Here is a 6,517-nt window from a genome sequence, read left to right as displayed (position 1 = left end):
GATCCCCTCTATGGCGTCCATGGAGATGGGTAAGCGCCAGGGGCCGAGCTGCACCACCAGCCCGTTCCGGTCCAGGTAGTAAGTGAGCGACTGGAAGCCCATCGTGTACAGCCACCCCACGGTGGCCAGGACGAGGGCAGTCAGCGCTAGCAGCAAGAGCACGAATGCTCCTGGGCCCAGAGGCACGCGCACCGCCGCCCAGGCGGCGCCGATGCCCAGCAGCGCAGCTGCTACGCTCGCCCCGGCCAATACCCAGGGGGCGGATCCCGGACGAGGCACGAAAGTCACTGTCCGCCCCCACCGCGCCCCGCTGACAGCGCCGCCAGCAGTCGTCGTCGCCACTCGCCCTCCTTGTTCAGCAAGGGGTAGGCGGTCATGTCCATGTGGATGGGGGTAATGGAGACCAGACCGTGCTCCAGGGCCCAGATATCGGTGTCGGGCTCCGGCTCCCCGGTCGGTGGGTCGCCCCCTATCCAGTAGTACGGACGGCCACGCGGGTCCTCTCGGCGAAGCAGCACGTCGCGATACACCCGGCGGCCGAGACGCGTCAGCCTCACGTCTCGCCGAGCGGCCTCCGGCCCAGGAGGGACGTTGACGTTCAGGAACACGTCAGGCGGGAGCCCGCACACGTGGGCCGTCTCGGCCACGGCGGCAGCCACCTCGGCAGCGGGGCCGAAGTCCAGCTCCGAGTTGTACGAGGCCAGCGAAACGGCTATGGCGGGGAGCCCATTGATGGTGGCCTCCATGGCGCCGGCGACCGTGCCCGAGTAGGTGATGTCCTGCCCCAGGTTGGGCCCCGCATTGATCCCGGACACCACCAGGTCTATGGGCCGCCCCACCACTCCCAGGACCGCCATGGCCACGCAGTCCGATGGCGTCCCGTTGGAGGCCAGGGCGGGGCTGCCGTCAGACAGTTGCACCGATTCCACCCGCAGAGGCTTATGCATGGTCTTGTTGTGGCCGGCGGCGCTCCAGTTGTGATCGGGCGCGAAGACGGTGACTGTGCCCAGCCGACGCAAGGCTGCCCCCAGGGCCACCAGGCCGGGCGAGCTCACACCGTCGTCGTTGGTGACGAGAATGTGCATGGCATCCTTTCCCATCGTCGCTCTTGATTCTAGCACAGCGGCGCCCACAGGCTGAATGGGCAGCTGGGCGGCGACGAGTTCCCCGCATGGGGGCCGATTTTCCCCTGGGCGGGTGGACGTGACTGACGGCTGTGCTATACTGCGCACAGCGCCGGTGGCTGACGCCACGAGCCGCGCCGGGTCGGCCAGGGCTTCTTGCTGCAGCTGCTCCGTTGTAGGTGAAGCTGGTCAGAGCTTCGCCAGTGCGTGGCGTGAGGCGGACTACCCAAGCCCGGGGTGTGAGGAGTGCGGCGATGAGCAGACCGAGGTTGGGACTTCTGGTTCTCGCGGTGCTTCTGGTTCTCGCCGGAGCGTTGCCCGCTGCGGCGGCCGGCCCCAATGAGGTGAGTGACGCCCCTCCCGTGGTGGAGCTCCAGATCGAGGACACGGGAGACTGGTCGATCCTGCTGCCGGATACGCCGGCTCAGGTGGACTCCCGTGCCCTCACTGCGCTCGGCCAGAGGCTGGGCCTGGCGCTTCCCCCTCTGGCGGTAGAGCCAGTCTACGTCCGGATGGCCGGGGACACCGGCGTAGGGCTGCTCGCCCTGGTCAAGCGAGGTGAGGAGACCACCGTCTTTCTCAACGGCATTCCCCTCACGTCCGTTACTGTCACCCGTTCCGCCTTGAGTGCCCTGGCGCAGGAGTGGGTACCGGAGCTGGACCCCCTGGCTGCCTGGGTGAGCGATGTCAGCCTGGCCACGGTGGTGCGATTGCCCATGGGTCGAGAGCAGCCAGTGGACCTGGCCCGGCGGCTGGAGCCTCTGGATCTGGCGGGAGAGCGCCCGAACGTAATCGAGCTTGGCGCCACCGTCGCTCCTGATGGCCGCTTGCTCTCGTTGGGTGGGATAGCAGCCGAAGATCTAGGGCTGAGCCTGGTGCTGTTCGATCCCTCTTTGCTTCAGGGACTGCCGATCTCCGACCTGGGCCTAGATGAGCTCGAGGTGGTGGTCCTGGGCAACGGTACCGGCGTCAGGGTCCACGGCGAGGAATGGCTGCTGCTGGGGTGGAGCCCCGAGGATCTCTTGGCCAACGCCGAGGACTTGGCCGGGATGGCTGGACTGGTCCTCCGTCCCCAGGACCGGCAGATCGCCGAGTTGGCGGCAGAGTGGCTAGCGGACAGCCGAGTCCGGGCGGATCTCTTCTTGGCAGCTGAGCCCCGCGACAAGGACTTGCTCGTCCGTTTGGGCCGTCCGGTAGAAGTCGAAGTACGGGATGGCGGCCTGTACGTGGAGGACCTTGGCACCGGCTTCGTCCTCGATCCTGTAAGTCTGCGGTACGTGGAGCGTCTGGGCCCGGTGGGCCTGGCCTGGGAAGGCGAGAGAATGGAGCTCCGCTCCTCCCTAGGCAATCGGCCCATGCCCGTGCTCCGCTTGGACCCGGCGTTCGTGCCCACGGCTGCTTCGGCTTTCGCGGGGGACATGCTCCCCTGGGATGCCCTGGGGACCCTGCTGGCGCACACCAGCCTCTCCGCTCAGGTGATCTACGAGGGCGCTCCCACGCCGGATCCGGGGGCGCTCAAGCACCAGCCTGAGCCTGCTCGTGCTCTGGGAGAGGTCACCGTGCCCGTTACCATTTGCCGCACGGACGGAAGGCTGGCGGTATACGGCGAGCCCTTGCCGCTGCAAGTGCTGGGGATGGGCATACCGGAGACGATTCGCTACTACGTCGGGCTGCTGGGCGAAGGTGTGCGGGCCCTCTCGGTGGGGATCGGCGCACCCGGGGTGGATCTAGGTATCAATGGTGCCCACGCCCACCTGGAATGGGATGAGACCACCCGCGGCAATGTGCTGGACCTCCTGCTGGACGTGGCTGCCACCGACTTCGGCCTGCCGCCGGTGCTCACTTCGGACGTCGGGCGGAGGGGGGTGGACATGTTGTTCGGTCTCCTCAGCCATTTTGCCGTGGGAGTGGACATCGTCCTCACCGATGAGCCCCTGCCCCCGGGCACGCTGGAAGGCCTGATGGGATTGCGAGTGGCCGCCCCGACCGAACCGCTGGTGGTGGCTCCCTCGGAGACGCCCACTCCCGAACCGACGGTTGCTCCCCCCGCCACGAGCACGCCTACGCCCAGCCCCACGCCGGCACCTACGGCCACACCGCAGCCAACGGCTACGCCGGAGCCGACGGCGACGCCCGAGCCTACCGCTACGCCCACTCCTACGCCGGAGCCGACGGCCACGCCCGAACCTACGGAGACGCCTACCCCGGAGCCTGTGACCTACACTGTGCAGCCAGGGGACAACTTGACCCGCATAGCCCGGCAGCATGGGGTCACTCTGGAAGCGCTCATCGAGGCTAACGAGATCGAGAACCCAGACCTGATCAACGTGGGTCAGGTGCTTATCATCCCACCGGCCGAGTAGGTGAGATAAGCAGAGGAGATCGGGGATGGGTCTCGGCGGTGCGGGCCGGACCGCCTGTGACCTATCCCCGATCTTCCGGAACTTCCACCCAGACGGGTGACGACCATGCCATCTGGCCGTTTAGCTGCGCCACACGCAGGTAGTACCAGTGCCGCCCGGGCGGCACCTCTTCGTCTACAAACGTGAAGGGCACCCGGTACGCGGCCTCAGGCACCGCCAGGTGCGCCTTCATCTTAGCGGAGTTGTGCCACAGGACGTCTCCCAGGTTCTCTACCTCCGAAAGCTGGCCGACTCCCAGTAGCGTCTGTACCTCTTCCCTCGTCTGGTGCTGGAAGGTCACCACCCGCGACCGATGGAAGGCTTCGGAGACGTGAAAGCCCCAGTCCTCATCGCCCACCTGGATGCGAACGTGGGCGCTCAGAGGTGCTTCGATCTCGAAGACCATCCCCTGCACGTTGCTCCGCCCGCTCTCTCGCGGTGGGGTGGTGAGCTGCCAGGAGACCGATCGCTCGCCTTCTTGGGTGAAGGATTGGCCAAAGTCGGTGAAGAGGCCCTCGCAAGAGATGATGCGCCCCCGATCCACCTCGGTGACGCCCCGCCAGGTCCGGGGCTCGGCGCGCACCCCGTAACGGGGACTCAGGCCCCAGCCGCACTGTAGCCGCAGCTTCAGGCGGTGGGGCCCCCCGCCCTGAGGCACTTCCCATCGGTCGGCGTGACACAGGGTGTGCACCACGCGGTTGTCGCGCAGGAGCTCGATCCGGTCAATGGCGTCGCTGCCTACGACGGTGCCGGTGATCTCCATAGGGGGGTGAGCGCGGATATCGCTGCCCATGAAGTGTCCGTTGAGGCGGAACGCTAGGGCCATCCGGTCGCCGGTGACACCGAAGACACGCCGCTGCAGGAACGCCTCCCACAGGGCCGGCCGGGATAGCTCCGCCGCGTACACGCCCATGAGGCCGCTGCCCCAGGGGCCCGGGTAGCCGTTGTGGCTGTCGCTGGAGGCCATGATGCCGATCCGGTAGCCGTGGGCCAGGCCGTCTTGGATAGAGCCTCCGGACACCCGGGGGGCCATGTCCTGGTTCCGCTCGAGGGTGAAGGGCGTGTTGCACCCTTCGGAAGATCCGTGGGAGGAGTAGATCTCGGCGAAGGGGCTGAGGTCGTCCTCGTGGTAGTGCCAGTCTTTGCCCCGCTCGCCCACCTGGTAGGCGGTGTGGTGTGGGATGGCGATGCCGCGCGCCCGCCGCAGGTGGGCGTACAGGTGAGGGAGGGACTGAGCCGCAGTGAGGGGCCCGCGACCGAAGTAGAAGACGTTGTGATCCCCGTAGAACCGGCGGTCGCCGTGCCACTCATAGCCGGCGAAAGTGACGAAGCGGCCCGGGTCGTTGTGCCGCTCCACCTGGCGCAAGACTTCCTCCCAGTCCTCGAGGAACTGGTCCCGCTGGCCGACTGTCTCCACCTGAAGCTTACCGGCGGCCTGGTAGTAGTAGAAGGGGTAATAGGCGATGGGAAAGAAGTCCAGATGAGCGAGGGCGGCGGCGAAGGTATCCTCCAGACTGGGCATGTGGTGATGATGCACGTTGGTGTGCATGTCGCCCCAGTAGAGGTTGAGCCCTTCGTCCATGGGTTCGGTCAAATGATTCCTCCTCGGGCGAGGGGGCAGGTGCGGGCATTATACAGAGGGGGCTGGCAGCCACAAGGCTGGTCCGTCTGGTCCCTGGGGGTGGCCGCGTCCCCAGCGGCAGCCGTGCATGTCCGGCCGCCGCGAGGCGCGGGACTCTCCTCTCGCGCACCCTCCTCGCCTACGGGTCGCTCTGGACGCCTGGGCGCACGGCGCGCCACTCGCTCGCCCTCAGAACGGCGATGACGGACACACTCGGGCGGTTCCCCCTAGGGCGATGCCTGGCTATACTAGCCCCTGCCCTCGAGGGCAGGGCAGCGTCCGAGGGCCGTACGGAGGCAAAGACATGGATCAGACGGAGAGACTCCTCAAAGAGCTGAGCGAAGCCCACGGAGTGCCGGGCTACGAGGGTGAAGTGCGGGCGCTTGTGCGCCGACTGGCCGAGCCCGTCTCCACCATCGAGCAGGACCGCATCGGCTCACTCATCTGCCGGCAAGGCCAGTCCGGCCCGCGGGTGATGCTGGCGGCACACCTGGACGAGATCGGCTTCATGGTGCACCACGTAGGCGACGACGGCATGCTCCGCTTCTTGCCCCTAGGCGGCTGGTGGGACCAGGTACTCCTGGGCCAGCGGGTGACGGTGAAGACGCACAAGGGCGACCTGACCGGCGTCATCGGGGCCAAGCCGCCCCATCTGTTGCCCCCGGACGAGCGCAAGAAGCTGGTCGAGCGCAAGGACATGTACATAGACATCGGAGCCACCTCGAAGGAGACGGCCACTGAGGCCGGGGTGCGCCCGGGGGACCCGGTGGTGCCGGTGGGGGCCTTCGAGGTGCTTGCCGGGGGCAAGGCCTACATGGGCAAGGCGTTCGACGACCGCGCCGGAGTGGCCCTGATGCTGGATCTGCTGCAGCACTTCGCCCAGGCGCCGCACCCCAACGTGCTTTACGCCGTGGGCACGGTGATGGAGGAGGTAGGCACTCGAGGGGCCAAGACCAGCGCCGAACTAGTGGATCCGGACGTGGCCCTGATCCTGGAAGTGGACTTGTGCGGTGACCTGCCCGGCATCCAGCCCCAGGAGGCAGCCACCAAGCTGGGAGGGGGCCCATCTCTGTGGCTGCTGGACGCCCGCATGATCCCCAACCTCAAGCTTCGCGACCTGATCATCGAGACAGCAGGCGAGCTGGGCATACCCTTGCAGTTCTCCGCCTACACCGGGGCGGCAGCCGACGGGGCCATGATTCACATGCACCACGCCGGGGTGCCCACCGTGGTACTGGGGGTGCCGGTCCGGCACGTGCACAGTCAGGCTGGCATCATGCACCGTGATGACTACGACAACATGCTCAAGCTGCTCATCGCCGTGGTAGGCAAGCTGGACGCGGAGACCGTGGCGGCCCTGTGAGAGAGCA

The 6,517-nt window shown here is 67.2% G+C and carries 5 protein-coding genes; 2 read left to right on the top strand and 3 right to left on the bottom strand.

Going from position 1 to position 6,517, the window contains the following annotated elements; translation table 11 throughout:
• Together HPY83_05535 and surE are read right to left on the bottom strand one after the other, a co-directional pair.
• The coding region (locus tag HPY83_05535; protein NPV07414.1) for a hypothetical protein at window positions 1–288 on the bottom strand (288 nt) is incomplete at its 3' end.
• Window positions 285–1,085, bottom strand: a complete 801-nt coding sequence (gene surE / locus HPY83_05530; GenBank protein ID NPV07413.1) for a 5'/3'-nucleotidase SurE — start codon at window positions 1,083–1,085, stop codon at window positions 285–287. The genes HPY83_05535 and surE, both read right to left, overlap by 4 nt.
• A 551-nt stretch (window positions 1,086–1,636) precedes the next feature.
• Here surE and HPY83_05525 point away from each other — a divergent pair.
• Window positions 1,637–3,487 (top strand): LysM peptidoglycan-binding domain-containing protein, encoded by a 1,851-nt coding sequence (locus HPY83_05525; protein ID NPV07412.1) that lies wholly within the window; start codon window positions 1,637–1,639, stop codon window positions 3,485–3,487.
• A gap of 61 nt (window positions 3,488–3,548) precedes the next feature.
• On the opposite strand, the gene HPY83_05520 is transcribed toward HPY83_05525, so the two are convergent.
• Window positions 3,549–5,120 carry a DUF3604 domain-containing protein gene (locus HPY83_05520; GenBank protein ID NPV07411.1) on the bottom strand — a complete coding sequence of 524 codons (1,572 nt, stop codon included), beginning with the start codon at window positions 5,118–5,120 and terminating at the stop codon, window positions 3,549–3,551.
• A 331-nt stretch (window positions 5,121–5,451) separates the two neighbouring features.
• Here HPY83_05520 and HPY83_05515 point away from each other — a divergent pair, with 331 nt between their 5' ends.
• Window positions 5,452–6,510 (top strand): M42 family metallopeptidase, encoded by a 1,059-nt coding sequence (locus HPY83_05515; GenBank protein NPV07410.1) that lies wholly within the window; start codon window positions 5,452–5,454, stop codon window positions 6,508–6,510.
• The last annotated feature ends 7 nt before the right edge of the window (window positions 6,511–6,517 follow it).

It is taken from the genome of Anaerolineae bacterium, from assembly GCA_013178015.1.
Lineage (GTDB): Bacteria > Chloroflexota > Anaerolineae > DRVO01 > DRVO01 > Ch71.
This window is presented reverse-complemented; position numbering and strand designations above follow the sequence as displayed.